This window comes from Pseudomonas sp. G166 (assembly GCF_037027455.2).
Lineage (GTDB): Bacteria > Pseudomonadota > Gammaproteobacteria > Pseudomonadales > Pseudomonadaceae > Aquipseudomonas.
In genome coordinates this window covers 359,929-384,440 of record NZ_CP146985.1, presented here as the reverse complement: position 1 = coordinate 384,440, position 24,512 = coordinate 359,929, and the positions used below count along the sequence as shown (strand labels likewise).

Genomic DNA, 24,512 nt, shown 5'->3' with positions numbered 1-24,512 from the left:
TGGGAGCGAGCTTGCTCGCGATGAGGCCAGCACATCCAACATCCTGGCGACTGACACACCGCCATCGCGAGCAAGCTCGCTCCCACAGGGGATTGAGGGCAACAACTTGGGCCAACCGCTTCACCTGACCTATGCTGCAACCCATCACTTTTCGTTTCGGTCAATTTTCCATGGGTCGTGGTTTTTCAATCATTCTGTTGCTGCTGTTGGCGCTGCCTGCCGCCGCGCAGATCTACAAGTACACCGACGCCGACGGCAACACCGCCTACAGCAACCAGCCGCCCCAAGGTGTACCGGCCCAGACGGTGGAACTGCCGCCGCTCAACAGTATCGAACGCCAGCCCTCAACCAGCTCGGACGCACCCACGGGCCCCATCGCCAAGGACGAGCCGCGCAATGCCTATGAGGTGCTGGAGCTGACAAATATCCCCACCGAGGAGGCCTTGCGCGCCAATAACGGTACTTTCACCGTTGGCGTCCGCGCCCAACCGCGCCTGCAAAGCCCTCAGCTGTTCCGCCTGCTGCTGGACGGCCAACCCTACGGCCAGCCAACCAATGTACCGCGCCTGCAATTGGTGAATATCGATCGGGGCGAGCATAGCCTGGCGGTTCAAGTCATCGACGGGGACACGCTCGTGCAACAGAGCGAAACCGTGACCTTCACCGTGCAGCGGGTGCACCAGCCATGATCCGCTGGCTGCTCGCGCTGGGCCTCGCGCTGGCCGCGCAGCCGGGCTTGGCGCAGGTCTATACCTACATAGATGCCCAAGGCAATCGCGTCTTCACCGATCAGCCGCGACCCGGCAATGCCCGAAAAGTTGAGCTACCACCTGGCAATCGGATGCCGCCGCCTCCCGCCAGCGCAGCACCGACGCCAACAGCGAAGAACCTGCCCGAGCCGCTTTTTCGTTATGAAATGCTCCGGCTATTGATCCCGGAGCCGGACGCCACGATTCGCAGTACCGCCGGGGAATTGATCGTCAGTGTCACCAGCGAACCCGGATTGCAAAAGGGCCACCGCTACCGTCTGCTACTCGATGGCCAACCTACCGGCGCACCGGGACCCAGCCCAGTGTTTGCCTTGAGTAACATTGACCGAGGCAGCCATCATCTGGCGGTGGAAATCCTCGATGAGCAAGACCGCATCGTCGAACGTACCGCCAACCAGCCGTTCCACATGCAACGTACGTCCTTGGCGCAGAAGCGCCGTATCAAGCCCTGCGCCACCGCCGATTATGGCCAACGCCCCGAATGCCCCCTCGCCGATAAACCCGAAGAAGAGAAAAGCAGCATCCTGCCGTTCTTCTAACACCGTTCAGGTTGGCGCACTATATTGGTGCATGTGTTTGCACCCTTCCCAGATTTCAACCCAATTTGGTTCGAAAGTACCCGCAAAAACTGGCAGAACGCCACGTAAACGGGCGAATAAAGCCCTTTTGAGGCTCTAAACGCTTCTTTTCGGAGCCTTGGTTTGGTTTTTGCATTTTCCTTGTACCAGCGCGTCATACGCGTGCTTGCTACGCTCCAAAAGAGGTCCTGATGACCATTAGCGACGCACTACACCGCTTGCTACTCGACAACCTCACCACCGCGACCATCCTGCTCGACGCCGAACTGCGCCTCGAGTACATGAACCCGGCGGCGGAAATGCTCCTGGCCGTTAGCGGCCAGCGCAGCCATGGGCAGTTCATCAGTGAGTTGTTCACCGAGTCTGCCGAAGCGCTCAACTCCCTTCGCCAAGCGGTGGAGCAGGCTCATCCATTCACCAAGCGCGAAGCCATGCTCACCGCACTGACCGGCCAGACCCTGACGGTGGATTACGCGGTCACACCGATCCTGAACAACGGCGCCACCTTGCTGCTGCTGGAAGTGCACCCGCGTGATCGCCTGCTGCGCATCACCAAGGAGGAGGCCCAGTTGTCCAAGCAGGAAACCAGCAAGATGCTGGTGCGCGGCCTGGCCCATGAAATCAAGAACCCCCTCGGCGGAATTCGCGGCGCCGCGCAGTTGCTCGCCCGTGAACTGCCGGAAGAAAGCCTCAAGGACTACACCAACGTCATCATCGAGGAAGCCGACCGCTTGCGAAACCTGGTGGACCGCATGCTCGGCTCGAACAAGCTACCGTCCCTGGCGATGTGCAACGTCCACGAAGTGCTGGAGCGTGTCGGCAGCCTGGTGGAAGCCGAAAGCCAAGGTTGCATCACCTTGGTGCGCGACTACGATCCGAGCATTCCAGACGTCTTGATCGACCGCGAGCAGATGATCCAGGCGGTACTGAACATCGTGCGCAACGCGATGCAGGCCATCAGCAGCCAGAACGAGCTGCGCCTGGGCCGCATCAGCCTGCGCACCCGGGCCATGCGCCAGTTCACCATCGGCCACGTGCGCCATCGCCTGGTGACCAAGATCGAAATCATCGACAACGGCCCGGGCATCCCTGCGGAACTGCAGGAAACCATTTTCTTTCCCATGGTCAGCGGTCGTCCGGACGGTACCGGACTGGGCCTGGCCATCACCCAGAACATCATCAGTCAGCATCAGGGCTTGATCGAATGTGAAAGCCACCCCGGCCACACCACTTTCTCGATCTTCCTGCCACTGGAACAAGGAGCCACATCGACATGAGCCGTAGTGAAACCGTGTGGATCGTCGATGACGACCGTTCTATCCGTTGGGTCCTGGAAAAAGCCTTGCAACAGGAAGGCATGACCACCCAGAGCTTCGACAGCGCCGATGGGGTGATGAGTCGCCTGGCGCGTCAGCAGCCGGACGTCATCATCTCCGACATCCGCATGCCTGGCGCCAGCGGCCTGGACCTGTTGGCGCGGATTCGCGAGCAGCATCCGCGGCTACCGGTGATCATCATGACCGCCCATTCCGACCTGGACAGCGCCGTGGCGTCCTACCAGGGCGGGGCCTTCGAATACTTGCCCAAGCCATTCGACGTTGATGAAGCAGTGTCGCTGGTCAAGCGCGCCAATCAACACGCCCAGGAACAACAAGGCATGGAAGAGGTGCCGGCCCTGGCCCGCACCCCGGAAATCATCGGCGAAGCGCCGGCGATGCAGGAAGTGTTTCGCGCCATCGGGCGCCTGAGCCACTCCAACATCACCGTGCTGATCAACGGCGAATCCGGCACTGGTAAAGAACTGGTGGCCCACGCCCTGCACCGCCACAGCCCACGGGCGGCATCGCCGTTCATCGCACTGAACATGGCGGCAATTCCCAAGGACCTGATGGAATCCGAGTTGTTCGGCCACGAAAAAGGCGCGTTCACCGGCGCGGCCAACCTACGGCGCGGACGCTTCGAACAAGCCGACGGCGGCACGTTGTTCCTCGATGAAATCGGCGACATGCCGGCCGACACCCAGACTCGCTTGTTGCGCGTACTGGCGGACGGTGAGTTCTATCGGGTGGGCGGGCATACGCCGGTCAAGGTCGATGTGCGCATCATCGCCGCGACCCACCAGAACCTGGAAACCCTGGTTCACGCTGGCAAGTTCCGCGAAGACCTGTTCCACCGCCTGAACGTGATCCGCATTCATATCCCGCGCCTGGCGGATCGTCGCGAAGACATCCCGACCCTGGCCCGCCACTTCCTCAGCCGCGCGGCCCAGGAACTGGCGGTGGAGCCCAAGCTGCTCAAGGGCGAAACCGAGGAATACCTCAAGAACCTGCCGTGGCCGGGCAACGTGCGCCAGCTGGAGAATACCTGCCGCTGGATTACGGTGATGGCGTCGGGTCGTGAAGTGCACATCAGCGACCTGCCTCCGGAACTGCTGAGCCTGCCGCAGGACTCGGCCCCAGTGACCAACTGGGAGCAAGCCTTGCGCCAGTGGGCCGACCAGGCCCTGTCCCGCGGCCAATCGAGCCTGCTGGACAGCGCCGTGCCGAGTTTCGAGCGGATCATGATCGAAACCGCCCTCAAGCACACCGCCGGTCGCCGTCGCGACGCCGCCGTATTGCTGGGCTGGGGGCGCAATACCTTGACCCGCAAGATCAAGGAATTGGGGATGAAGGTCGATGGTGGGGATGATGATGATGGGGATGAAGGCTGATCGCTCTGTAACCCTTCGCTGCATTTGAAGACCCAATCGCGAGCAAGCTCGCTCCCACAGGGTTCAGTGGTGTTCACGCGCTCGCGAACACCGAAAATCCATTGTGGGAGCGAGCTTGCTCGCGATGCTTTTAAAGGCTTCATGCACCGCATCAATGCACGGCGAACCGCAATTGCGCATGCCGCGCGAGCCTCAGCCAACCGGTAAACGCGGAAAAAAACAGCCCATACAAAAGAAAAAGCCCCGGAATACGGGGCTTTTCGCACCATCAGCAGATTTTTTGTGACAAGCCATTAAAAACTGGCACGCCCCCTGCAATAACTCAATCACTACCCAGTTTCGGGGACCTTGGTACAGGCAGGCCGGGGATTCCCCATTTTATACCGGGCTCATCGAGCCCACTGTTTTGGGGGCCTTGATACAGGCAGGTCAAGGTTTCCCTTCTTTACACCAAGGGCTATGCGCCGAGCGCGAGCCCTCCCGTTTTGGGGACCTTGGTACAGGCAGGCCGGGGATTCCCTCTTTTATTGCTCCTGGAGATGGATCTCCAGCCGCCAGCGATCATCGACTTCGCTGCCGGCCCACTCCCCCCGCAACGGACGCGCCGCTACCAGCGTCAGCAACAACCCCTTGTCACTCAAACGCACCCGCCAGTTCACGTCCTTGCCGTTGAGCTTGAGTTGGCCTTTCTCCGGTCGACCTTCTGCTTCGAACAACAGAGCCACCGAGCCGTCAATGACTTCCCCGTGCAGCTTGGGTTCGTTGTTGAACCAAGCCACCAAGGCCCCGTCAGTCACTTCGATCCGTTGCAGCTCGCTCGGGTCGGGCGTGGTCAGGCGGCCAATCATCAGCCCGACCATCACGCCGAAGATCGCCAGGGAGCCCATCACCCGAGGCATTAGCTTCGAACGTTCATCAGTTTGCAGCGTAGAATGCCGCTCATCTTTATCTGCGGAGCCGTGCATGTTTCACGTCATCCTTTTTCAACCGGAAATTCCGCCGAACACCGGCAATGTCATCAGGCTGTGCGCCAACAGCGGCTGCCACCTGCATTTGATCGAACCACTGGGTTTCGAGATGGACGACAAGCGCCTGCGCCGAGCCGGCCTCGACTACCATGAGTATGCCACCTTGCAGCGTCACGCCGACCTCGCCAGTTGTCTGGAAAGTCTAGGGCATCCGCGCCTGTTCGCCTTTACCACCAAGGGTTCGCGGCCATTCCATGACGCCAGTTTCGTCGCTGGCGACGCATTCCTGTTCGGCCCGGAAAGCCGTGGCCTGCCGGCCGAGGTGCTGGACGCCCTGCCCGCCGACCAACGCCTGCGCCTACCGATGCGCGAAGGCTGCCGCAGCCTGAACCTGTCCAACACCGTGGCGGTGGCTGTCTACGAGGCGTGGCGGCAGAACGGTTTCGCTTGAATTTCAGCCTGCCAGAAACACCTGTGGGAGCGAGCTTGCTCGCGATGGTGGCCAGTCAGTCAACATCAATGCTGATTGATCAACCGCTATCGCGAGCAAGCTCGCTCCCACAGGTCTTGTGCCTGGCTGACAGCGCCGCTTACTGAACGGTCGCGCCGCCTTCTTGCTGCATGCGTTGCAGCTCTTGGGCGTACAGGGCGTCGAAGTTCACCGGGGCCAGCATCAGGGCCGGGAACGAACCGCGGGTCACCAGGCTGTCCAGGGTTTCGCGAGCGTATGGGAACAGGATGTTCGGGCAGAACGCACCCAGGGTGTGGCTCATCGAAGCGGCATCCAGGTTCTTGATCAGGAAGATCCCGGCCTGCTGCACTTCGGCGATGAACGCCACTTCGTCACCATTCTTCACGGTCACCGACAGGGTCAGCACCACTTCGTGGAAGTCATCTTCCAGAGCTTTCTGGCGGGTGTTCAGGTCCAGGCCTACGCTCGGCTCCCACTGCTGGCGAAAGATCGCCGGGCTTTTCGGGGCCTCGAAGGACAGGTCACGGACATAAATGCGCTGCAAGGAGAATTGCGGTGCGGTTTCTTCTTCGCTGGCAGCTGTGTTCTGTTGGTCAGTCATCGCAGATCCTTCTTACTTTCAGGTTCTATTAATAGGAAATTCAGGCCTTGAGCATCGCGTCGAGCTTGCCGGCGCGCTCCAGGGCGAACAGATCATCACAACCGCCCACGTGGGTGCTGCCGATCCAGATCTGCGGCACGGAGGTGCGCCCGGCCTTCTGGGTCATTTCGGCGCGCAGCTGCGGCTTGCCGTCGACCTTGATCTCTTCGAAAGCCACGCCTTTGTTCTGGAGCAGGAACTTGGCCCGGGAGCAATAGGGGCAGTAATCGCTGGAATAGACAACGACGTGGGTCATCTCACTTCACCAGAGGCAGATTGTCGGCTTTCCAGCTCGCAACGCCACCGGACAGCTTGGCGGCGGTGAAGCCGGACTTCATCAGCTCGCGGGCGTGAGTACCAGCGTGCTGGCCCTGGGCGTCCACCAGAATCAGCGTCTTGGCCTTGTGTTTTTCCAATTCACCGATGCGCGCGATCAATTTGTCCTGGGGGATGTTCACCGCCCCGACAATGTGACCAGCGGCGTAATCCTTGCTCGGGCGGATGTCCACCACCACGCCGGCATCCTTGTTGACCAGCGCAGTCAGCTCGCCGGTACTCAGGCTACGACCGCCGCCCTGCATCGTATGGGCTACCAGCAATGCCAGCAGTACGACGAAGATACCGACGAGAATGTAGTGGTTAGTGGCAAATTCAATCAGGTGAGCAACCATCGAAGGAGGTTCCAGGGCGTTAAAATGTCGGCCAGTATACACAGCACACAAGGCCGGCCAAACCCCGCCCGGCGGTGACGCCGTCGGAACTTACCTTTAAACTGCCCGTCCCTTTTCCATCGTCTTCTTTTAACCAGCCACGAGTGGATTCCATGACTACCACGCCTAAACCTTTGGTCCTGATGATTCTCGACGGCTTCGGTCACAGTGACAGCCACGAATCCAACGCCGTGTATTCGGCCAAGAAGCCTGTGCTGGACCGCTTGTGGGCCACCGTGCCGAACGGCCTGATCTCCGGCAGCGGCATGGACGTCGGCCTGCCGGACGGGCAGATGGGCAACTCCGAAGTCGGCCACATGAACCTCGGCGCCGGCCGCGTGGTGTATCAAGACTTCACCCGCGTGACCAAAGCGATCCGCGACGGCGAATTCTTCGAGAACCCGACCATCTGCGCCGCCGTGGATAAAGCCGTGGCCGCCGGCAAGGCCGTGCATTTCATGGGCCTGCTGTCCGACGGTGGGGTGCACAGCCACCAGGATCACCTGATCGCCATGGCCGAACTGGCGTTCAAGCGCGGTGCCGAGAAAATCTATCTGCACGCCTTCCTCGATGGCCGCGACACGCCGCCGAAAAGCGCCACCTCGTCGATCGAACTGCTGGACGCCACCTTCCAGGCGCTTGGCAAGGGCCGCATCGCCAGCATCATCGGCCGCTACTACGCCATGGACCGCGACAACCGTTGGGACCGTGTGGCCCAGGCCTACAACCTGATCGTCGACGCCAGCGCCGAATTCAACGCCGCCACGGCCCAGGAAGGCCTGCAAGCCGCCTATGAACGCGGCGAAAGCGACGAGTTCGTCAAGGCCACCAGCATCGGCGAGCCCGTCAAAGTCGAAGACGGCGACGCCGTGGTGTTCATGAACTTCCGTGCCGACCGCGCCCGCGAGCTGACCCGCGTGTTTGTCGAAGACGACTTCAAGGAATTCGAACGCGCCCGCCAGCCGAAAACTGGCCGGCTTCGTGATGCTGACTCAATACGCCGCCAGTATCCCCGCACCGTCGGCCTTCGCCGCCGGCAGCCTGGAAAACGTATTGGGCGATTATCTGGCGAAAAACGGCAAGACCCAGCTGCGCATCGCCGAAACCGAGAAATACGCCCACGTGACGTTCTTTTTCTCGGTGGCCGTGAAGAACCGTTCCCAGGCGAAGAGCGCATCCTGAATCCCATCGCCGAAAGTCGCGACCTACGACCTGCAACCGGAGATGAGCGCACCGGAAGTGACCGATCAGCATCGTCGAGGCCATCTGAGAACCAGACGTTACGGACAGCTGATCGTTGGTCAACTACGCCAACGGCGACTTGGTCGGCCACAGCGGTGTGTTCGACGCGGCGGTCAAGGCTGTGGAATGCCTGGACACCTGCGTTGGCCGCATCGTCGAGGCGCTGGAGAAAGTCGGCGGCGAAGCACTGATCACGGCCGACCACGGCAACGTCGAGCAGATGTCCGACGAATCCACCGGCCAGGCCCATACCGCCCACACCACCGAGCCGGTGCCGTTCATCTATGTCGGCAAGCGCAACTTCAAGGTCCGCGACGGTGGCGTGCTGGCTGACGTGGCACCGACCATGCTCATGTTGCTGGGCATGGAGAAGCCAGCGGAGATGACCGGGACGTCGATCCTGGTCTGATTCACCGCAAACCCTGTGGGAGCGAGCTTGCTCGCGATAGTGATCTTTCAATCGACATATTTGTTGAATGTACTGACGCCATCGCGAGCAAGCTCGCTCCCACATTGGTTTTGGTGTTTTTTGGGCCAGTTATCACACAGCCCCAAATGGGCGTTTTTTTTGCAGCGTGGGGCGGGCATACTAGGCCGTCCCTTTCCCTGGTGTCGCCCGCCTCTATGCTTCGCGTCCTGATAGCCCTCGTTCTGACCTGCCTGCTCCAACCGGCCTTTGCCGACGAGCGCGCGCAAACCCAACAGCAGTTGGAAGCCACGCGTCAGGACATTGCCGAGCTGAAAAAACTGCTGGGCAAGCTGCAGGAAGAGAAATCCAGCGTGCAGAAAGACCTGCGCGGCACCGAGACCGAGATGGGCAAGCTGGAGAAACAGGTCGACGCCCTGCAAAAAGAGCTGAAAAAAAGCGAATCCGAGTTGCAGCGGCTCGATGGAGAGAAAAAAAAACTCCAGAGCGCGCGCACTGAACAGCAAAAGCTGATCGCCATCCAGGCCCGAGCCGCCTACCAGAACGGTCGCCAGGAGTATCTCAAGCTGCTGCTCAACCAGCAGAACCCCGAGAAATTCGCCCGCACCCTCACTTATTACGATTACCTGAGTCAGGCCCGCCTGGAGCAACTCAAGAGCTTCAACGAAACCCTGCGCCAACTGGCCAACGTCGAAAAAGACATCGAGATGCAGCAGGCTCAGTTGCTGGTGCAGAAGAGCAGCCTCGACACCCAGCGCGACGAACTGGAAAAGGTGCGCAAGGAGCGTCAGGTGGCGCTGGCCAAACTCAACGACGACGTGAAAGCCCGCGACAGCAAGCTCAAGGCCCGCGAGCAAGACCAGGCCGAACTGGCAAACGTATTGAAAACCATCGAGGAAACCCTGGCCCGCCAGGCTCGAGAGGCCGAAGAGGCGCGCCAGAAAGCGCTGATCGCCCAGCAGGAAGCCGAAAAAAAGCGTTTGCGTGAAGCCCAGGCCGAAGCTGACTCCGGCGATGCACCGCGCAAGCCGGTCAAATCCAGCCCTGGTGCCCTGGTTTCCAGCGATGGCGAGACCTTCGGCGGTGCTTTTGCGTCGGCCCGGGGCAAACTTCCATGGCCGGTCAATGGTCGATTACTGGCGCGCTTCGGTGAAACCCGCGGTGACGATACCCGCACCAAGTGGGACGGCGTGATGATCAGCGCTTCGGCCGGCAGCCAAGTGCATGCCGTGCATGGCGGGCGCGTGGTATTCGCCGACTGGCTGCGCGGTGCCGGCCTGCTGGTGATCCTCGATCACGGCAACGGTTATTTGAGTCTGTATGGCCACAACCAGACGCTGCTCAAGTCGGCGGGAGATGTGGTCAAGGCCGGCGAGTCCATCTCCACGGTCGGTAACAGTGGCGGGCAGGATACGCCAGCACTGTATTTCGCTATTCGTCAGCAGGGTCGCCCCAGTGACCCGGCCCAATGGTGTCGTGCGCAAGGATAAGCGCGCCCATCCTATTAAGGAGTTCGTTCGACATGCTGCATTTGTCCCGCCTTACCTCGCTGGCCCTGGCGATCGCCCTTGTGATCGGTGCTCCCCTGGCTTTTGCCGCTGAACCGGCTCCGTTGCCGCCAGCCACCACGGCCGCGACCACCAAGGCCCCGCTGCCGCTGGACGAACTGCGCACCTTTGCCGAAGTCATGGACCGGATCAAGGCCGCCTATGTCGAACCGGTGGATGACAAGATGCTGCTGGAGAACGCCATCAAAGGCATGCTCAGCAACCTTGACCCACATTCGGCCTACCTGGGCCCGGACGATTTTGCCGAATTGCAGGAAAGCACCAGCGGCGAGTTCGGTGGCCTGGGCATCGAGGTCGGCAGCGAAGACGGTTTCGTCAAAGTGGTCTCGCCAATCGATGACACCCCCGCCTCCAAGGCCGGCATCCAGGCCGGCGACTTCATCGTCAAGATCAATGGCCAGCCTACCCGCGGCCAGAGCATGACCGAAGCCGTGGACAAAATGCGCGGCAAGATCGGTCAGAAGATCACCCTGACCCTGGTGCGCGATGGCGGCACACCGTTCGACGTGACCCTGACCCGTGCGGTCATCCAGGTCAAGAGCGTGAAGAGCCAACTGCTGGAGTCGGGCTACGGTTACATCCGCATCACCCAGTTCCAGGTCAAGACCGGCGAAGAAGTCGCCAAGGCCCTGGCCAAGATGCGCAAGGACAACGGCAAGAAACTCAACGGCCTGGTCCTGGACCTGCGCAACAACCCTGGCGGCGTGTTGCAGTCGGCGGTGGAAGTGGTCGATCACTTCATCACCAAGGGCCTGATCGTCTACACCAAAGGCCGTATCGCCAATTCCGAGCTGCGCTTCTCGGCCACCGGCAACGACCTGAGCGAAGCCGTGCCATTGGTGGTGCTGATCAACGGCGGCAGTGCTTCGGCGTCGGAAATCGTCGCTGGTGCCCTGCAGGACCAGAAGCGGGGCGTGGTCATGGGCACCACCAGCTTCGGCAAGGGCTCGGTGCAGACCGTATTGCCACTGAACAACGACCGTGCGCTGAAGATCACCACCGCGCTGTACTTCACGCCCAACGGCCGCTCCATCCAGGCCCAGGGCATCGTCCCGGACATCGAGGTGCGCAAGGCCAAGATCACCAACGAGCAGGACAGCGAGTACTTCAAGGAAGCCGACCTGCAAGGCCACCTGGGCAATGGCAACGGCGGCGCCGACAAACCGACCGGTTCCGGCGCCAAGGCCAAGCCTATGCCGCAGGATGACGACTACCAGTTGGCCCAGGCCCTGAGCCTGCTCAAAGGACTGAACATCACCTCCGGCCGCTGAGATGGGCCGGCGCTTCATCCTCGTCCTGTTGTGCCTGCTGGCGGGAGCCGTTAACGCGGCTCCCGCCAGCCCTTCCTCGCCGCACAAGGCGTACCTGAGCCTGATCATCGACGACCTGGGGCAAAACCTGCCCCGGGATCGCCGAGTATTGGCCCTCCCCGGCCCGGTCACTGCGGCGATCATGCCCGACACACCCCACGCCGCCGAATTCGCCCGAGAAGCCCATCGCGCCGGCAAGCTGGTCATGCTGCACATGCCCATGGACCCGGCCACCGGGCCGTTCGCCTGGCACCCGGAGCTGCCCATCGAAGAACTGGGCAAACGCCTGGACGCCGCATTCGCGGCCGTGCCCTACACCAGCGGGATCAACAACCACATGGGCAGCCGCATGACCGCCCAACCCCAGGCCATGGCGTGGCTGATGGCGAATTTGCAGCAGCGCCACAAGTTCTTTGTCGACAGCCGCACCAGCGCCCAGACCGTCGCCGCCGCCGAGGCGCAGAAGATCGGCCTCGCCAGCGTCTCGCGGGATGTGTTCCTGGACGACGAGCGCACCGAAGCCGCCATTGCCCATCAACTGCAGAGCGCCATTGACCTGGCCCGCCGACAGGGCTCAGCGGTGATGATCGGCCACCCCTACCCGCAAACCCTGGCGGTGCTCGAACGCGAACTACCCAGGCTCAAGGCCCAAGGCATCGAATGGATCGACATCAAGTCGATGATCAGCCTGCGCAGCAATCAGGCGATGGCTGGGCATGGGAAAGATGGGGTTTATCGGTAGCGGCGACAGCGTAGGCCCTGTCTCAAACCGAGTCGCCGCCATCGCGAGCAGGCTCGCTCCCACATTAATCCACGGTGAACACATTATTTGCAGGCAACCCACAATACCTGTGGGAGCGAGCTTGCTCGCGATGACGGCTGTGCATTCAACATCTCTACAAGCTGACCCACCGCTTTGGCGAGCAAGCTCTCTCCCACAGATTTGCGCATCCGGAACCGAATCGGCGGTCAGAGATACCGCGCCATGATCGCCTCCACCGCACCTTCCTTGCGCAGCTCATCCAGCGCCGCTTGCAGTCGGGCGACCACGTCGTCAGGCACGTCTTTGTTCAACGCCAGGTACAACTCGGCGCTATTGAATCGCAGTACGGTCTTGAGATCGTCCACCCCTTCCTGACGCGCCAGGTAACGCCCGGCCGGGTCACCGGTGGCCCACAGGTCGATTTGGCCGCTGAGCAGTTTTTTAGCGTTGTCCTGATCGCGCAATACGACAATCGGGTTCAGCCCTTGCTTGGTCAGCGTCTCGGCAATCGCGTCGCCCTTGTAGGCGCCGATCTTGTATTTACGCGCCTGCTCCAGCGAGTCGAGGGCTATCTTGCTGTCAGCCTTGGCGAGCATGATCCAGTCGTCCGGGCCGATAGGGCCGACCCATTTGAAAAGCTTTTCACGCTCTGGCAACCGCGCCATGACAAACACACCGTAACCAGGATTTTCCAAGGCGAGCTTGTAGATTCGCTCCCAAGGAAAACGCAGAGTCAGGCTGTAGGAGATATCGGCGCGTTTGAACATCTCGCGGACGATGTCCACGGCGATGCCATTGATATTTTCGCCCTGGGCGAAGTTCTTGCCATTTTTCGCCATGTTGTATGGCGGGAAGTTTTCCGTCAGCAACACCAATGAGGTATCGGCGGCGCGGGTGGTGCCTGCGAGCAGCAACGTGACGCCGGCAAAGGCAAGAACGAGACGTTTGAGCATGTCGGGCTACCGCAATCCATGGTGTGCCCAAGAGTGCCTTGGGCCCGCCATGGTGTCCAGCGATCAGCGAATGCAGATACCGCGATGCGCCATATAGGCCTTGGCTTCCGGCACGGTGTATTCGCCAAAGTGGAAGATGCTCGCCGCCAGTACCGCGCTGGCATGGCCCTCGATAATCCCGTCGGCCAGGTGCTGCAGGTTGCCGACACCACCGGAGGCGATGACCGGAATGCCCAGGGCATCGCTGATGGCGCGGGTGACACCGAGGTCGAAGCCGTTTTTCATGCCGTCCTGGTCCATGCTGGTCAGCAGGATCTCACCGGCGCCCAGGCCTTCCATCTTCTTCGCCCATTCAACGGCGTCGAGCCCCGTAGGTTTGCGGCCACCGTGGGTGAAGATTTCCCAACGCGGGGTTTCGCCCGGGCCGGAGACCTTCTTGGCATCGATGGCGACGACAATGCATTGCGAGCCGAAGTGCTGGGCCGCTTCGCCAACGAATTCCGGGTTGAACACCGCCGCCGTGTTGATGGACACCTTGTCTGCACCGGCGTTGAGCAGGTTGCGGATGTCCTGCACGGTACGCACGCCGCCGCCCACGGTCAGCGGGATGAACACCTGGCTGGCCATGCGCTCGACGGTATGCAAGGTGGTATCACGGCCGTCGACGCTGGCGGTGATGTCGAGGAAGGTAATCTCGTCGGCACCCTGCTCGTCGTAGCGACGGGCGATTTCCACCGGGTCGCCGGCGTCACGGATGTTCTCGAACTTCACGCCCTTGACCACTCGACCGTTGTCCACGTCCAGGCAAGGGATGATGCGTTTGGCCAGCGCCATGGTGAGTCCTCAGCCTTTGTAGGAATCGCAGAAGGCCTGGGCCTCGGCGACGTCCAGGGTGCCTTCGTAGATCGCGCGACCGGTGATCGCGCCGATGATGCCGGGCGCCTTGGCGTCGAGCAGCGCCTTGATGTCGCCCAGGTTATGGATACCGCCGGAGGCGATCACCGGGATCTTCGTCGCGGCGGCCAGGGCGGCGGTGAACGGGACGTTGCAGCCCTGCATCATGCCGTCTTTGGCGATGTCGGTGTAGACAATGGCAGACACGCCGTCAGCCTCGAAACGCTTGGCCAGGTCGATCACCTGCACGGTACTGACTTCAGCCCAACCGTCGGTGGCGACGAAGCCGTCTTTTGCGTCCAGGCCAACGATCACCTTGCCCGGGAAGGCGCGGCAGGCTTCGGCGACAAACTCAGGCTCCTTGACGGCCTTGGTGCCGATGATCACGTAGCTCACGCCAGCCTTGACGTAGTGTTCGATGGTTTCCAGCGAACGAATGCCGCCGCCGATCTGGATCGGCAGGTTCGGATAGCGCTTGGCGATGGCCGTGACCACCTCACCGTTCACCGGCTGGCCTTCGAAAGCGCCGTTCAGATCGACCAGATGCAGGCGACGGCAACCACCTTCCACCCACTTGGCGGCCATGCTCACCGGGTCATCGGAGAACACCGTGGAATCTTCCATCCGGCCCTGACGCAGACGTACGCAAGCGCCGTCCTTGAGATCGATAGCGGGGATAATCAGCATCTGGCAAACCTTCAAAGACGAATATTCAGCTTGGCTCGAAAATCAGTTTTTCTCGAGCGCCCACAGGTCGCTTTCAATGCTTTCGAACCTTTCTTTAAGGTGCGTCTGCACATCGAAAATCGCCCTGTTGTAATAGTGCGGCGCAATCTCGCGGGTAAACAGATCAAGAATTTCCGCCGCTTCGAACGAGCCCAGGTCCAGCTCGAAACGTTCCTCCATGAACCGCTGGATCTTGCGGTTCGCCTCGCTCTCCTGCTCGGGCGTGAGGGTGAGGATCGGCGGTTTCTTGCGGGCCATTACCAGCGACCGTCCCACGCCGCGAAGTTCTGCAGCAACTGCAAGCCATGGGTGTGGCTCTTCTCCGGATGGAACTGCACGGCGAATCGCGAACCGTCGGCCAGGGCCGCAGCGAAATCGACGCCATAGTGACCGCTGCCCACCACCTGCCGCGCATTGCCAGCGGCGATGTAGTAGCTGTGCACGAAATAGAAGCGCGCCAGGTCCGGGATGTTGTGCCACAGCGGGTGATCCACCGTCTGTTTCACTTCGTTCCAGCCCATGTGCGGGACCTTCAGGTGCTCGCCGTCTTCATGCAGGCCCTTGCCGAAGAACTTCACCTGGCCTGGGAACATGTTGATGCAATCGACACCGTCGTTCTCTTCGCTGCGTTCAAGCAAGGCTTGCATGCCCACGCAAATGCCAAGGAACGGACGGTCCTGGCTGACTTCATGCACCAGCGAATCAAAGCCCAGGCGACGAATCTCGGCCATGCAATCGCGAATCGCCCCGACGCCGGGGAAAACCACCCGGTCGGCTTCGCGAATCACGGCGGCATCACTGGTGATCAGCACCTTGCCAGCACCCACGTGCTCGAGGGCCTTGGCCACCGAGTGCAGGTTACCCATGCCGTAGTCGATAACCGCGACCGTCTGCATTACAGCACGCCCTTGGTGGAAGGCATTTGCCCAGCCATGCGGTCATCGAGCTCGACGGCCATGCGCAGGGCGCGGCCGAATGCCTTGAACACGGTTTCGATCTGGTGGTGAGTGTTGTGCCCGCGCAGGTTGTCGATGTGCAGGGTCACGTTGGCGTGGTTGACGAAGCCCTGGAAGAACTCCTGGAACAGATCGACATCGAAGCCACCGACGGTGGCACGGGTGTACGGCACGTGCATCTGCAGGCCCGGACGACCGGAGAAGTCGATGACCACTCGCGACAGCGCTTCATCGAGCGGCACATAGGCATGGCCGTAGCGACGGATGCCCTTCTTGTCGCCGATGGCCTTGGTAAAGGCCTGGCCCAAGGTGATACCGACGTCTTCCACCGTGTGGTGGTCGTCGATGTGCAAGTCGCCTTTGCTGACGATGTCCAGGTCGATCAGCCCGTGACGGGCGATCTGGTCCAGCATGTGCTCAAGAAAAGGCACGCCGATATCAAACCGGGCCTTTCCGGTGCCATCCAGGTTGATCGAGGCTTTGATCTGGGTTTCCAGAGTGTCGCGCTCGACAGACGCCTTACGTTCGGCCATCACCAGCTCCGCAAAATCATTGGGCGAAAAAGGTAGCCATTATAGGGGCGCGAGCGGCAAACAGAAACACGGGAGGTGATATCCCTGACGGGTTGTCGGCGATAGACATGTCCATACAAGCTTTTGTGATCACCCAAAACAACTGTGGGAGCGAGCTTGCTCACGATGGGGGTGGGCCAGCCAACAGAAATGTCGACTGACACGCCCCCATCGCGAGCAAGCTCGCTCCCACATGGGTTGCCCTGACCCAATGGGTCAGGGCAACGGTCTTAGTGGAACAACACCGCCGTCTTCTGCAGGGTTACCCAAACGCCCCACGCCAACGGAATGCCCACCACCAGCCAGGCAGCGACTGCCAGGGGCTTGGTGCCCGGCGCGGCTTTCCACTCCAGGGAAGTGGTGCTGTCTGCACCCTTGTCATGGCCCAGCGCCTGCTCGGCAGCCAGCTCGGCGTCGGTCATGAAGTACTTGTCGGCGACCGGGCGAACCAGCAGGTTGCACAGGAAGCCCAGTACCAGCAGGCCGGCGAGGATATACAAGGTGATGTCATAGGCTGCGGCACGTTCAACGCCGATGCTCAGTTGATATTCACGCAGGTAGTTCACCAGTACCGGACCCAGCACGCCCGCCGCAGCCCATGCGGTCAACAGGCGACCGTGGATCGCGCCAACCATTTGCGTACCGAACAGGTCCGCCAGGTAGGCCGGCACCGTGGCGAAACCGCCGCCGTACATCGACAGGATGATGCAGAACGCCGCCACGAACAGCGCGACGCTGCCCAGGTGACCGAGGTTCGGAATCAGCGCGTACAAGGCAAAGCCCAGGGCGAAGAACACGAAATAGGTGTTCTTGCGACCCAGGTAATCCGAGAAGGATGCCCAGAAGAACCGTCCACCGATGTTGAACAGGCTCAGCAGACCGGTGAAACCGGCGGCGATGGCGGCGATCTGGCCCAGTTGCGTAGCGTCCAACTGGCCGAACGGCAGGTCATTGCCGAGCAACTTGCCACCGAACACTTCCTGCAGCAGTGGCGAAGCCATGCCCAGGATGCCGATACCAGCGGATACGTTCAGGCACAGCACCAGCCAAACCAGGCGGAACTGCGGGGTTTTCCAGGCGACGTTCACGTGAACGTGGCGATGGGTGATCATCGCGTTCGCGGCTTTCTTCGGTGCCGGGGTCCAGCCTTCAGGCTTCCAGCCTGTCGGCGGGACGCGGTACGACAAGGCCCCACCGATCATGAACACGAAGTAGATCGCGGCCATGACCAGGAAGCTTTGCCACACACCCACGCCAGTCGGCGAAGCGAAGTGGCTCATCAGCGCTGCAGCCAACGGAGCACCTACCATCGCGCCGCCGCCAAAGCCCATGATCGCCATGCCGGTGGCCATGCCACGCTTGTCCGGGAACCACTTGATCAGGGTCGAGACCGGGGAGATGTAGCCCAGGCCCAGGCCAATACCGCCGATCACGCCGGAACCGATCCACATCAGCCATATCTGGTGGGTATAGATACCCAGCGCGGAAATCAGCAGGCCACCGCACCAGCACAATGCCGATACAACACCAGCCTTGCGTGGCCCGGCGTGTTCCAGCCAGCCACCCCAGATGGCTGCCGAGCAACCCAGGAAGATGAAGAACAGGGTGTAGATCCAGCCGAGCATCGAGATCGGCCAGTCACATTGGGACGAAAAGACTTGCGAGATGAAGCTCATGTCCGGCGCACAGGCCACAGGCTTGGTGACACCCAAGGCTTTGGACAGTGGCAACCAGAACACCGAGAAGCCGTAGGCCATGCCGATGCACAGGTGAATGGCCAGTGCGGCCGGTGGAACCAGCCACCGGTTGAAACCGGGCTTGGCGATGATGCGTTCCTTGGAGAGGAACGCAGGCTGGTCGGCGATGCCGCCGGCCGTGATGCTCGTGCTCATTGGTGTATCCCCCAGTTATTAGAATGGTTCGCCAGCCACGCATCACCGTCAGCCTTCATTGCACGCAGGCATGACTGTATTTTCTGGTGAAGCTCCATTTTAGTGCGACATTACGCCGCAACAGGACGGGCGAACGGGCAAAGGTTACCATTTGATCGTTACAGAAGAATCAAAGTGATATCACCTTTTTCGTGTCATCTGTCATATCGCGCCATTGCTGACTTTCTGTAGGGCGTGAACCGTTTATTTTTCAGGAATGTGTATGCCCATCGTCGTCGAGCACCTGAACGAAGCCACCGGCCAAGACCAGCAGGACCTGCACAAAATCTACCGAGACGCCCCAACTTGGCTGTTCGAGCCTTTTGTCGACGCCGCACAACTCATACAGGGCAGCCTGGAAGACGGCTCGCTGATCGCGGCACGCTTCAATGACCGGCTACTCGGTGCCGCACGCCTGCAACGGCACCAGGACACCTGGCACTTGTCCCATATGTGCGTACGAAACATTACCCGCCGTCGGGGCGTGGCTGAACGGCTGGTGAGCGAAGCGCGGAGAATCGCCGCGGAGAACGGCGCAGAACTGCGGCTGTTGGCCCCGGCCGGGCATCTGGAAGCCCAGGCACTGGCGGCCAAATTGAAGATCACGCTGGATGAACGCTAATCAAGGCCTACATAAATCCCGTGGCGAGGGAGCGAGAGACGATCACCCAACGCACCAGCAATTCAGGGCGTTATACTCCCAGGCTAAATTTTGAACTCAACCTATAAGGACTCGCCCATGAAAGCGTTCGGCAAAATCCTGGGTCTGGTACTTCTCGGGCTGTTGCTGATCATTGTGGCCCTGGGCTTTGCCCTGACCCACCTCTTCGATCCCAACGACTACAAGGAAGAGATCCGCCAGATAGCCCGCGATAAGGCCCACATTGAGTTGACCCTCAATGGCGACATCGGCTGGAGCCTGTTCCCATGGTTGGGTCTGGAGTTGCATGACGCCAGCGTCGCGACACTGGCCAACCCGAAACAACCTTTCGCCGACCTGCAGATGCTCGGCCTGTCAGTGCGGGTGATACCGTTGCTGCGCCGGGAAGTGCAGATGAGCGACGTCCGGGTCGAAGGCCTGAACCTGCGACTCAATCGTGACAAAAATGGCCACGGCAACTGGGAAGACATCGGCAAGACACCCGCCTCGGCAACGACGGCGAATGCCCCGGCCCCTGCCGAACAGCCAGCCCCCACCACCGGCACTGCGGCAGAAAAGCCAGCCCAGCCGACCCGCCTGGACATCGACAGCCTGACCGTGAACAACGCCCGGGTCGAATACACCGACGAGCAGACCGGCAAGCTGTTCACCGCCGAAAGCATCCAATTGAGTACCGGCCCGGTACATGACTCCACCAATATCCCGGTCACCCTTACCGCATTCCTGTCCAGCAACCAGCCGGCCGTGCGCGTGCGCACCGAAGTCACTGGCGAACTGCGCTTCGAACGCGCCTTGCAGCGCTACAAGTTCGAAGACCTGAAGCTGTCGGGTGAAGCCACAGGCGATCCGCTGCAGGGCAAGAGCCTGAATTTCGCTGCCCAGGGCCAGTTATTTGTGGATAAAGCGGCAAACGTCGCCGAATGGACTGGCATCAAGCTGTCTCTCAACCAGCTGCGCGCCTTGGGTGAACTGAAGGTCAACGACCTCGACAAAACGCCAAAGTTGAGCGGCGGTGTGTCGATCGCCCAATTCGACCTGGCAAACTTTGTCGACAGTATCGGCCAGAAACTGCCGGCCATGGCCGAAGGCAGCCTGAGCAAGGTCGAACTGGTCAGTCGCATTGCCGGCACACCGACCAGCGCCGAATTCAATGACATCAACCTGAAAATCGACGACAGCAGCTTCAATGGTCGTATCGTCGTGGAAGACTTCGCCAAGCAATCCTTGCGTGCGCAGCTCAAGGCCGACACGTTCAACGTCGACCGCTACCTGCCACCCAAATCCGCCGAAGCCGACAGTAGCAAGGCGGCTCGCGAGGCCGAGGTCAACAACACCGAAGCCAGCGCCATGGCCGGTGCCGGCAGCACGCCACTGCCAAGCGCTCCGACCCAGGGCGCCTGGAGTAACGACCGACTGTTTCCGGTGGAGCGCCTGAGCAAACTGGACCTGGAAGCCGACCTGACCTTCGGCCAACTGACCCTCGATAAACTGCCCATCCAGAACGCCGCGCTCAAGGCCACGGGCCTTGGCGGCCTGCTGACCCTGGAGAACCTGCGGGGCGATTTGTACAACGGCAACTTCGAAGCCAAAGGCACCCTGGACGTGCGCCAGCCCACGCCGCAGTTGAACCTGCAAACCCGCATCAACCGGGTGCCGGCCGAGAAAATCATCGAGAGCCAGGGTAAGAATCCACCGGTCAAAGGCCTGGTGACGCTCAACAGCACCATCACCGCCAGCGGCAACAGCCAGAAAGCCCTGATCGACAGCCTCAACGGCAACGCCGGTTTCGTCATCAATGATGGCGTGCTGCTCAATGCCAACCTTGAACAGCAGCTGTGCAAAGGCATCGCCACCCTCAATCGCAAGACCCTCAGCGGTGAACCCCGGGGCAAGGACACGCCGTTCCAGCAACTCAACGGCAACCTCACCTTCAATAATGGCGTGGCCAGCAACCCGGACCTGAAAGTCCGCGTTCCCGGCATGACCGTCAACGGCAACGGCGACATCGACCTGCGGGTGCTGGGCATGGACTACCGTGTGGGCATCATCGTCGAAGGCGACAAGAGCGACATGCCCGATCCGGCCTGCCAGGTCAACGAACGCTACGTCGACATCGAATGGCCGTTGCGCTGCCGCGGGCCACTGGAACTGGGCGCCAAGGCCTGCCGCCTGGACAACGAAGGAATGGGCAAGGTTGCGGCGAAACTGGCCGGCGACCGCCTCGGTGACAAGATCGAAGAGAAGCTGGGCGACAAGGTCAGTCCCGAGCTGAAAGATGCGCTCAAGGGGCTGTTCAAGCGATGAGAGCCGAGCAGTTTTCCAGCGCCGTACTGGACTGGTTCGACCGCCACGGGCGCCACGATTTGCCCTGGCAACAAGGCATCACGCCGTATCGGGTGTGGGTTTCGGAAATCATGCTGCAGCAAACCCAGGTCAGCACCGTACTCAATTACTTCGATCGGTTCATGGCCTCGCTGCCCACCGTCGAAGCCCTGGCTGCCGCGCCAGAGGACGAAGTGCTGCACCTGTGGACCGGGTTGGGCTACTACACCCGCGCCCGCAACCTGCAGAAAACCGCGAAGATCGTCGTCGACCTGTACGGCGGTGAATTCCCCCGTGACGTGGAAAAACTCACTGAACTGCCGGGTATCGGCCTGTCCACAGCCGGCGCCATCGCCAGCATCAGCATGGGCCTGCGGGCACCGATCCTCGATGGCAACGTCAAGCGCGTACTGGCGCGCTTCACGGCCCAGGAAGGCTACCCGGGCGAACCAAAAATCGCCAAACAGCTGTGGGCCACCGCCGAGCGTTTCACACCCCAGGACCGGGTCAATGCCTACACCCAGGCGATGATGGACCTGGGCGCCACACTCTGCACCCGCAGCAAACCCAGTTGCCTGCTCTGCCCGCTGAAAAACGGCTGTGAGGCGCACATGCTCGGCCTGGAGACTCGCTATCCGATCCCCAAGCCGCGCAAGGAAGTGCCGAAAAAACGCACGCTGATGCCGATGCTGGCCAACCGTGAAGGCGCGATCCTGCTTTACCGTCGCCCCTCCACCGGGTTGTGGGGTGGTTTGTGGAGCCTGCCGGAACTCGACGACCTCGACGACCTGCAGCACCTGGCCCTGCAACACTCGCTGGAACTGGGCAAACACCAGGAGATGCCAAGCCTGGTGCACACCTTCAGCCACTTCCAGTTGGCGATCGAACCCTGGCTGGTCCGGGTCCGGGAAACCGGCCATCACGTGGCCGAGGCCGACTGGCTCTGGTATAACCTCGCCACCCCGCCGCGCCTGGGCCTCGCCGCCCCGGTCAAAACATTGCTCGAACGCGCGGCCGCCGTATTGAACGCAGGAGAGTTGCAATGACCCGCACCATCATGTGCCGCAAGTACAAAGAAGAACTCGAAGGCCTGGAGCGCGCTCCGTTCCCAGGCGCCAAAGGCCAGGATATTTACGACCATGTCTCGGCCAAGGCCTGGGGCGACTGGCAGAAACACCAGACCCTGCTGATCAACGAAAAACGCCTGAACATGATGAACGCCGAAGACCGCAAATACCTTCAAGGCGAGATGGACAAGTTCTTTTCCGGCGAAGAATACGCCAAGGCCGAAGGCTACGTGCCGCCGTCCGAATAAGCTGCTCAGAATCGGGGCGGATCGTAAGCGACGGTAATAATTAAATATTTTTTGAAAACTTGCTTGACGACCCCCTGAAAAACCCGTTTAATGCGCCCCGTTGCCCAGATAGCTCAGTCGGTAGAGCAGGGGATTGAAAATCCCCGTGTCGGCGGTTCGATTCCGTCTCTGGGCACCAAATACCGAAAACCCCTGATTCCGAAAGGTCTCGGGGGTTTTTACTTTTTGGAGTGCTGTAACCCGTCACGCATGAGTACACATGGCGGGTACACGATGGGATTTATGGCACAACCTTGGAAAGATCCCCGCACCGGGACCTACTACATTCGCCGCCGTATCCCGAAGGACATCAAGCCGCTCCTTCCTGAGGCAGGCGAGACCTACAAGCGCACCTTGGGCACGAAAGATACCCGCGAGGCAAAGACCCGTTTTGCAGCTGCATGGGGTCAATCGGAAGAGTTCTTCCTGAACATCCGCCTCCAGCTTTCCGGCGCTCACACCCCCACCCTTCAAGATGCTATTCAGCTCGCCGCGAGATGGGCGAAGGCTGAGCTTGACCATATGGAATCAACCGGACGATTTGAGGGATACCTCATCGGCTCGAAGGATGTAGGCCACGAAACGCTACGCGATCATTTCAGCGTCAGAAGCCCAAAAGCCCTACTGGGCCCCGACGGTCTGGAGTCACGCGCTCGACAACATCTCGATCAAACGATAGCCGACGAGCTGGCGAAGGTTTCACTGCCAATACCCTTGCCCGGCACACCTTTCCATAAATATCTGTACGAAGCATTCTTGGCGCAGCATTTGGAGTTGTCCGAGATTGCCTACAAGCGCCACTACGGCAATTACTCTGCTGTCTTTGAGCTACCCCACGAAGCTCCCTTGAGCATCGACAAGGCGAAGGCAAAGAGCCCAGCCGAGACCCTTTCCGTGGTCTTCGAGCACTGGGCCCGTAATCACCGTCACATGGGCGATGGAAAGCGTGACGTTGAGAAGACCGCCGGGGAATATCAGACCACTATCGTCCGATTCGTAGAGCTATTGGGCGACCTCCCGGTTAAACAAATCAAACGCAAGACAATTGAAGAGTTCTACAACCTGCTTCGTCAGTTGCCGTCTAAAGGTGAAGGTCTCAAAGGACTCAACGCTCACGAGCAAATTGCCCGAGCGAAACAACTTGATCTGCCTTTGCTGAGTAGCGCAACGATCAAGAACAAGCTGATGGGTCTTTCTTCGGTCTTGGCCTACGCAGTGCAGATGGAATACATCACAGAGAACCCAGTGGTCGCCTCGGGCATCACGAAGTCCCTGCGTAAAGCGAGCGCCAAGCAATCACGCACAGCCACTCGGAAAGGCTACACCCAAGCGGAACTCATTCAGGTCTTCTCAAGCCCACTGTTTAAGGGCGAGTGGATTGCTCCTCGGGCATCGTTTGGAGAAGCTTGGAAATGGCTGCCTCTCTTGCTCTGCTACACGGGCGCTCGACGGGAAGAGATTGCCCAGATGAAAGCCAATGAGGTGCGCAAATCCGAAGACGGCATCTGGTACTTGGACCTCCTTGGGATCTCTGAGGACGGGGCGGATGACGACAGAACCCTGAAGACCAAGGGCAGTCACCGCTTGGTTGCTATCCATCAGGACCTAATCGATCTTGGCTTCTTGGACTACGTTGATGGCCTTCCCGCCTCGGGCCAACTCTTCCCGGCTCTCAAGCCCAACCCTACAGGCTGGTACGGACATAACTTTGGAAAACGATGGGGCGCTTACCTGCGTGACGTCGCCGAGCTTGAGACGCCTGTGAGCCCCTCCCATGGATTCCGTCATAGCTTCAAGACCATGTGTCGAGAGGTGGGAATCCCAGAGGAAATACATGACGCAATCACCGGCCACGATGATGGCTCTGTAAGTAGAAGCTATGGCGAGCGTCATCTTCTGAAAACTCAGCAAGACTGCTTGACGCGCCTTCCGAGCATCGCACGGCTTTCGGGTCTGCTCCTTTAGTATCTCATCCTATGGGCGTC

General features: G+C 60.5%; 25 protein-coding genes, 1 tRNA gene and 2 pseudogenes. 17 read left to right on the top strand and 11 right to left on the bottom strand.

All coding sequences use genetic code 11. From position 1 onward, the window contains the following. Positions 1-170 precede the first annotated feature (170 nt). The 4 genes from SGN16_RS01740 to ntrC all read left to right on the top strand — a co-directional run bounded on the left by SGN16_RS01740 (position 171) and on the right by ntrC (position 4,058). Positions 171-689 (top strand): DUF4124 domain-containing protein, encoded by a 519-nt coding sequence (locus SGN16_RS01740; RefSeq protein ID WP_335943739.1) that lies wholly within the window; start codon positions 171-173, stop codon positions 687-689. Next, on the top strand, positions 686-1,309 hold the full coding sequence (locus SGN16_RS01735; protein ID WP_335943738.1) for a DUF4124 domain-containing protein: 624 nt from the start codon (positions 686-688) through the stop codon (positions 1,307-1,309). The genes SGN16_RS01740 and SGN16_RS01735 overlap by 4 nt, the downstream gene beginning before the upstream one ends. Before the next feature lie 230 nt (positions 1,310-1,539). Continuing rightward, positions 1,540-2,625 (top strand): nitrogen regulation protein NR(II), encoded by a 1,086-nt coding sequence (gene glnL / locus SGN16_RS01730; RefSeq protein WP_003186732.1) that lies wholly within the window; start codon positions 1,540-1,542, stop codon positions 2,623-2,625. Beyond that, positions 2,622-4,058 (top strand): nitrogen regulation protein NR(I), encoded by a 1,437-nt coding sequence (gene ntrC, locus SGN16_RS01725; protein ID WP_109751990.1) that lies wholly within the window; start codon positions 2,622-2,624, stop codon positions 4,056-4,058. Before glnL ends, ntrC begins: the two co-directional genes overlap by 4 nt. Before the next feature lie 524 nt (positions 4,059-4,582). Here the strand turns inward: ntrC and SGN16_RS01720 are convergent. Next, positions 4,583-5,023, bottom strand: coding sequence for a hypothetical protein (locus SGN16_RS01720; RefSeq protein WP_210642419.1), 441 nt, complete (start codon positions 5,021-5,023; stop codon positions 4,583-4,585). Here SGN16_RS01720 and trmL point away from each other — a divergent pair. Beyond that, complete coding sequence (trmL, locus tag SGN16_RS01715) at positions 5,022-5,477, top strand: tRNA (uridine(34)/cytosine(34)/5-carboxymethylaminomethyluridine(34)-2'-O)-methyltransferase TrmL (RefSeq protein WP_058546236.1); 456 nt, start codon at positions 5,022-5,024, stop codon at positions 5,475-5,477. The two genes, SGN16_RS01720 and trmL, sit on opposite strands and share 2 nt — an antisense overlap. Positions 5,478-5,616: 139 nt before the next feature. Here the strand turns inward: trmL and secB are convergent, their stop codons facing one another. The 3 genes from secB to SGN16_RS01700 are packed head-to-tail and all read right to left on the bottom strand — an operon-like array spanning position 5,617 to position 6,809. Further along, on the bottom strand, positions 5,617-6,099 hold the full coding sequence (secB, locus tag SGN16_RS01710; protein ID WP_135843240.1) for a protein-export chaperone SecB: 483 nt from the start codon (positions 6,097-6,099) through the stop codon (positions 5,617-5,619). Between the two features lie 40 nt (positions 6,100-6,139). After that, positions 6,140-6,394, bottom strand: a complete 255-nt coding sequence (grxC, locus tag SGN16_RS01705; protein WP_053148644.1) for a glutaredoxin 3 — start codon at positions 6,392-6,394, stop codon at positions 6,140-6,142. Position 6,395: 1 nt separating this feature from the next. Beyond that, a complete protein-coding gene (locus SGN16_RS01700) occupies positions 6,396-6,809 on the bottom strand; it encodes a rhodanese-like domain-containing protein (RefSeq protein WP_135843238.1) in 414 nt (137 codons plus the stop codon). Positions 6,810-6,961: 152 nt separating this feature from the next. Here SGN16_RS01700 and gpmI point away from each other — a divergent pair. From gpmI to SGN16_RS01670, 6 genes and pseudogenes are all read left to right on the top strand, one after another. Further along, positions 6,962-7,972, top strand: a pseudogene (gpmI, locus tag SGN16_RS01695) (2,3-bisphosphoglycerate-independent phosphoglycerate mutase); the annotation flags it as partial. Beyond that, positions 7,931-8,030: pseudogene (locus SGN16_RS01690) on the top strand (hypothetical protein); the annotation flags it as partial. The pseudogenes gpmI and SGN16_RS01690, both read left to right, overlap by 42 nt. 157 nt (positions 8,031-8,187) lie before the next feature. Continuing rightward, on the top strand, positions 8,188-8,499 hold the full coding sequence (locus SGN16_RS01685; RefSeq protein WP_339101980.1) for a hypothetical protein: 312 nt from the start codon (positions 8,188-8,190) through the stop codon (positions 8,497-8,499). Positions 8,500-8,714: 215 nt separating this feature from the next. Then, a complete protein-coding gene (locus SGN16_RS01680; protein ID WP_210642417.1) occupies positions 8,715-10,007 on the top strand; it encodes a murein hydrolase activator EnvC in 1,293 nt (430 codons plus the stop codon). A gap of 32 nt (positions 10,008-10,039) precedes the next feature. Beyond that, positions 10,040-11,356, top strand: a complete 1,317-nt coding sequence (locus SGN16_RS01675; RefSeq protein ID WP_210642416.1) for a S41 family peptidase — start codon at positions 10,040-10,042, stop codon at positions 11,354-11,356. Position 11,357: 1 nt separating this feature from the next. Next, a complete protein-coding gene (locus SGN16_RS01670) occupies positions 11,358-12,137 on the top strand; it encodes a divergent polysaccharide deacetylase family protein (protein WP_335943737.1) in 780 nt (259 codons plus the stop codon). Between the two features lie 227 nt (positions 12,138-12,364). Here the strand turns inward: SGN16_RS01670 and SGN16_RS01665 are convergent, their stop codons facing one another. The 7 genes from SGN16_RS01665 to SGN16_RS01635 form a co-directional block, all read right to left on the bottom strand. Next, positions 12,365-13,111 carry an ABC transporter substrate-binding protein gene (locus tag SGN16_RS01665; protein WP_210642414.1) on the bottom strand — a complete coding sequence of 249 codons (747 nt, stop codon included), beginning with the start codon at positions 13,109-13,111 and terminating at the stop codon, positions 12,365-12,367. A 63-nt stretch (positions 13,112-13,174) separates the two neighbouring features. Beyond that, entirely contained in the window at positions 13,175-13,945 is a 771-nt protein-coding gene (gene hisF, locus SGN16_RS01660) for an imidazole glycerol phosphate synthase subunit HisF (protein ID WP_123345509.1), read from the bottom strand. Between the two features lie 9 nt (positions 13,946-13,954). Beyond that, positions 13,955-14,692, bottom strand: a complete 738-nt coding sequence (gene hisA / locus SGN16_RS01655; protein ID WP_060739613.1) for a 1-(5-phosphoribosyl)-5-[(5-phosphoribosylamino)methylideneamino]imidazole-4-carboxamide isomerase — start codon at positions 14,690-14,692, stop codon at positions 13,955-13,957. Positions 14,693-14,734: 42 nt separating this feature from the next. Then, positions 14,735-14,989, bottom strand: coding sequence for a DUF2164 domain-containing protein (locus SGN16_RS01650; RefSeq protein WP_003186749.1), 255 nt, complete (start codon positions 14,987-14,989; stop codon positions 14,735-14,737). After that, positions 14,989-15,627 (bottom strand): imidazole glycerol phosphate synthase subunit HisH, encoded by a 639-nt coding sequence (hisH, locus tag SGN16_RS01645; RefSeq protein ID WP_210642413.1) that lies wholly within the window; start codon positions 15,625-15,627, stop codon positions 14,989-14,991. The genes SGN16_RS01650 and hisH overlap by 1 nt, the downstream gene beginning before the upstream one ends. Continuing rightward, positions 15,627-16,220 (bottom strand): imidazoleglycerol-phosphate dehydratase HisB, encoded by a 594-nt coding sequence (gene hisB / locus SGN16_RS01640; protein WP_003186751.1) that lies wholly within the window; start codon positions 16,218-16,220, stop codon positions 15,627-15,629. The genes hisH and hisB overlap by 1 nt, the downstream gene beginning before the upstream one ends. Positions 16,221-16,489: 269 nt before the next feature. Then, entirely contained in the window at positions 16,490-18,151 is a 1,662-nt protein-coding gene (locus SGN16_RS01635) for an OFA family MFS transporter (RefSeq protein ID WP_210642412.1), read from the bottom strand. A gap of 262 nt (positions 18,152-18,413) precedes the next feature. Between SGN16_RS01635 and panM the strand changes: the two genes are divergently transcribed. The 6 genes from panM (at position 18,414) to SGN16_RS01605 (ending at position 24,492) form a co-directional block, all read left to right on the top strand. After that, a complete protein-coding gene (gene panM / locus SGN16_RS01630; RefSeq protein WP_335943736.1) occupies positions 18,414-18,812 on the top strand; it encodes an aspartate 1-decarboxylase autocleavage activator PanM in 399 nt (132 codons plus the stop codon). A 117-nt stretch (positions 18,813-18,929) separates the two neighbouring features. Then, positions 18,930-21,155, top strand: a complete 2,226-nt coding sequence (locus tag SGN16_RS01625; RefSeq protein ID WP_335943735.1) for an AsmA family protein — start codon at positions 18,930-18,932, stop codon at positions 21,153-21,155. Next, on the top strand, positions 21,152-22,219 hold the full coding sequence (gene mutY / locus SGN16_RS01620) for an A/G-specific adenine glycosylase (RefSeq protein WP_335943734.1): 1,068 nt from the start codon (positions 21,152-21,154) through the stop codon (positions 22,217-22,219). Before SGN16_RS01625 ends, mutY begins: the two co-directional genes overlap by 4 nt. Next, positions 22,216-22,488: an oxidative damage protection protein gene (locus SGN16_RS01615; RefSeq protein WP_210642408.1), complete on the top strand. Its 273-nt coding sequence runs from the start codon at positions 22,216-22,218 to the stop codon at positions 22,486-22,488. The genes mutY and SGN16_RS01615 overlap by 4 nt, the downstream gene beginning before the upstream one ends. A gap of 102 nt (positions 22,489-22,590) precedes the next feature. Then, positions 22,591-22,666 (top strand) — tRNA-Phe (locus SGN16_RS01610). Between the two features lie 104 nt (positions 22,667-22,770). Next, entirely contained in the window at positions 22,771-24,492 is a 1,722-nt protein-coding gene (locus SGN16_RS01605; RefSeq protein WP_335943733.1) for a site-specific integrase, read from the top strand. Positions 24,493-24,512: the final 20 nt, after the last annotated feature.

Excerpts from the sequence above, each read along its gene's own strand:
- hisH (WP_210642413.1), bottom strand. The coding sequence starts at position 15,627 with ATGCAGACGGTCGCGGTTATCGACTACGGCATGGGTAACCTGCACTCG.
- SGN16_RS01720 (WP_210642419.1), bottom strand. The coding sequence starts at position 5,023 with ATGCACGGCTCCGCAGATAAAGATGAGCGGCATTCTACGCTGCAAACT.
- SGN16_RS01700 (WP_135843238.1), bottom strand. The coding sequence starts at position 6,809 with ATGGTTGCTCACCTGATTGAATTTGCCACTAACCACTACATTCTCGTC.
- trmL (WP_058546236.1), top strand. The coding sequence starts at position 5,022 with ATGTTTCACGTCATCCTTTTTCAACCGGAAATTCCGCCGAACACCGGC.
- hisA (WP_060739613.1), bottom strand. The coding sequence starts at position 14,692 with ATGCTGATTATCCCCGCTATCGATCTCAAGGACGGCGCTTGCGTACGT.
- SGN16_RS01740 (WP_335943739.1), top strand. The coding sequence starts at position 171 with ATGGGTCGTGGTTTTTCAATCATTCTGTTGCTGCTGTTGGCGCTGCCT.
- glnL (WP_003186732.1), top strand. The coding sequence starts at position 1,540 with ATGACCATTAGCGACGCACTACACCGCTTGCTACTCGACAACCTCACC.
- SGN16_RS01735 (WP_335943738.1), top strand. The coding sequence starts at position 686 with ATGATCCGCTGGCTGCTCGCGCTGGGCCTCGCGCTGGCCGCGCAGCCG.
- SGN16_RS01650 (WP_003186749.1), bottom strand. The coding sequence starts at position 14,989 with ATGGCCCGCAAGAAACCGCCGATCCTCACCCTCACGCCCGAGCAGGAG.
- grxC (WP_053148644.1), bottom strand. The coding sequence starts at position 6,394 with ATGACCCACGTCGTTGTCTATTCCAGCGATTACTGCCCCTATTGCTCC.
- ntrC (WP_109751990.1), top strand. The coding sequence starts at position 2,622 with ATGAGCCGTAGTGAAACCGTGTGGATCGTCGATGACGACCGTTCTATC.
- mutY (WP_335943734.1), top strand. The coding sequence starts at position 21,152 with ATGAGAGCCGAGCAGTTTTCCAGCGCCGTACTGGACTGGTTCGACCGC.
- hisB (WP_003186751.1), bottom strand. The coding sequence starts at position 16,220 with ATGGCCGAACGTAAGGCGTCTGTCGAGCGCGACACTCTGGAAACCCAG.
- SGN16_RS01665 (WP_210642414.1), bottom strand. The coding sequence starts at position 13,111 with ATGCTCAAACGTCTCGTTCTTGCCTTTGCCGGCGTCACGTTGCTGCTC.
- SGN16_RS01615 (WP_210642408.1), top strand. The coding sequence starts at position 22,216 with ATGACCCGCACCATCATGTGCCGCAAGTACAAAGAAGAACTCGAAGGC.
- SGN16_RS01675 (WP_210642416.1), top strand. The coding sequence starts at position 10,040 with ATGCTGCATTTGTCCCGCCTTACCTCGCTGGCCCTGGCGATCGCCCTT.
- SGN16_RS01625 (WP_335943735.1), top strand. The coding sequence starts at position 18,930 with ATGAAAGCGTTCGGCAAAATCCTGGGTCTGGTACTTCTCGGGCTGTTG.
- panM (WP_335943736.1), top strand. The coding sequence starts at position 18,414 with ATGCCCATCGTCGTCGAGCACCTGAACGAAGCCACCGGCCAAGACCAG.
- secB (WP_135843240.1), bottom strand. The coding sequence starts at position 6,099 with ATGACTGACCAACAGAACACAGCTGCCAGCGAAGAAGAAACCGCACCG.
- hisF (WP_123345509.1), bottom strand. The coding sequence starts at position 13,945 with ATGGCGCTGGCCAAACGCATCATCCCTTGCCTGGACGTGGACAACGGT.
- SGN16_RS01605 (WP_335943733.1), top strand. The coding sequence starts at position 22,771 with ATGGCACAACCTTGGAAAGATCCCCGCACCGGGACCTACTACATTCGC.
- SGN16_RS01680 (WP_210642417.1), top strand. The coding sequence starts at position 8,715 with ATGCTTCGCGTCCTGATAGCCCTCGTTCTGACCTGCCTGCTCCAACCG.
- SGN16_RS01670 (WP_335943737.1), top strand. The coding sequence starts at position 11,358 with ATGGGCCGGCGCTTCATCCTCGTCCTGTTGTGCCTGCTGGCGGGAGCC.
- SGN16_RS01635 (WP_210642412.1), bottom strand. The coding sequence starts at position 18,151 with ATGAGCACGAGCATCACGGCCGGCGGCATCGCCGACCAGCCTGCGTTC.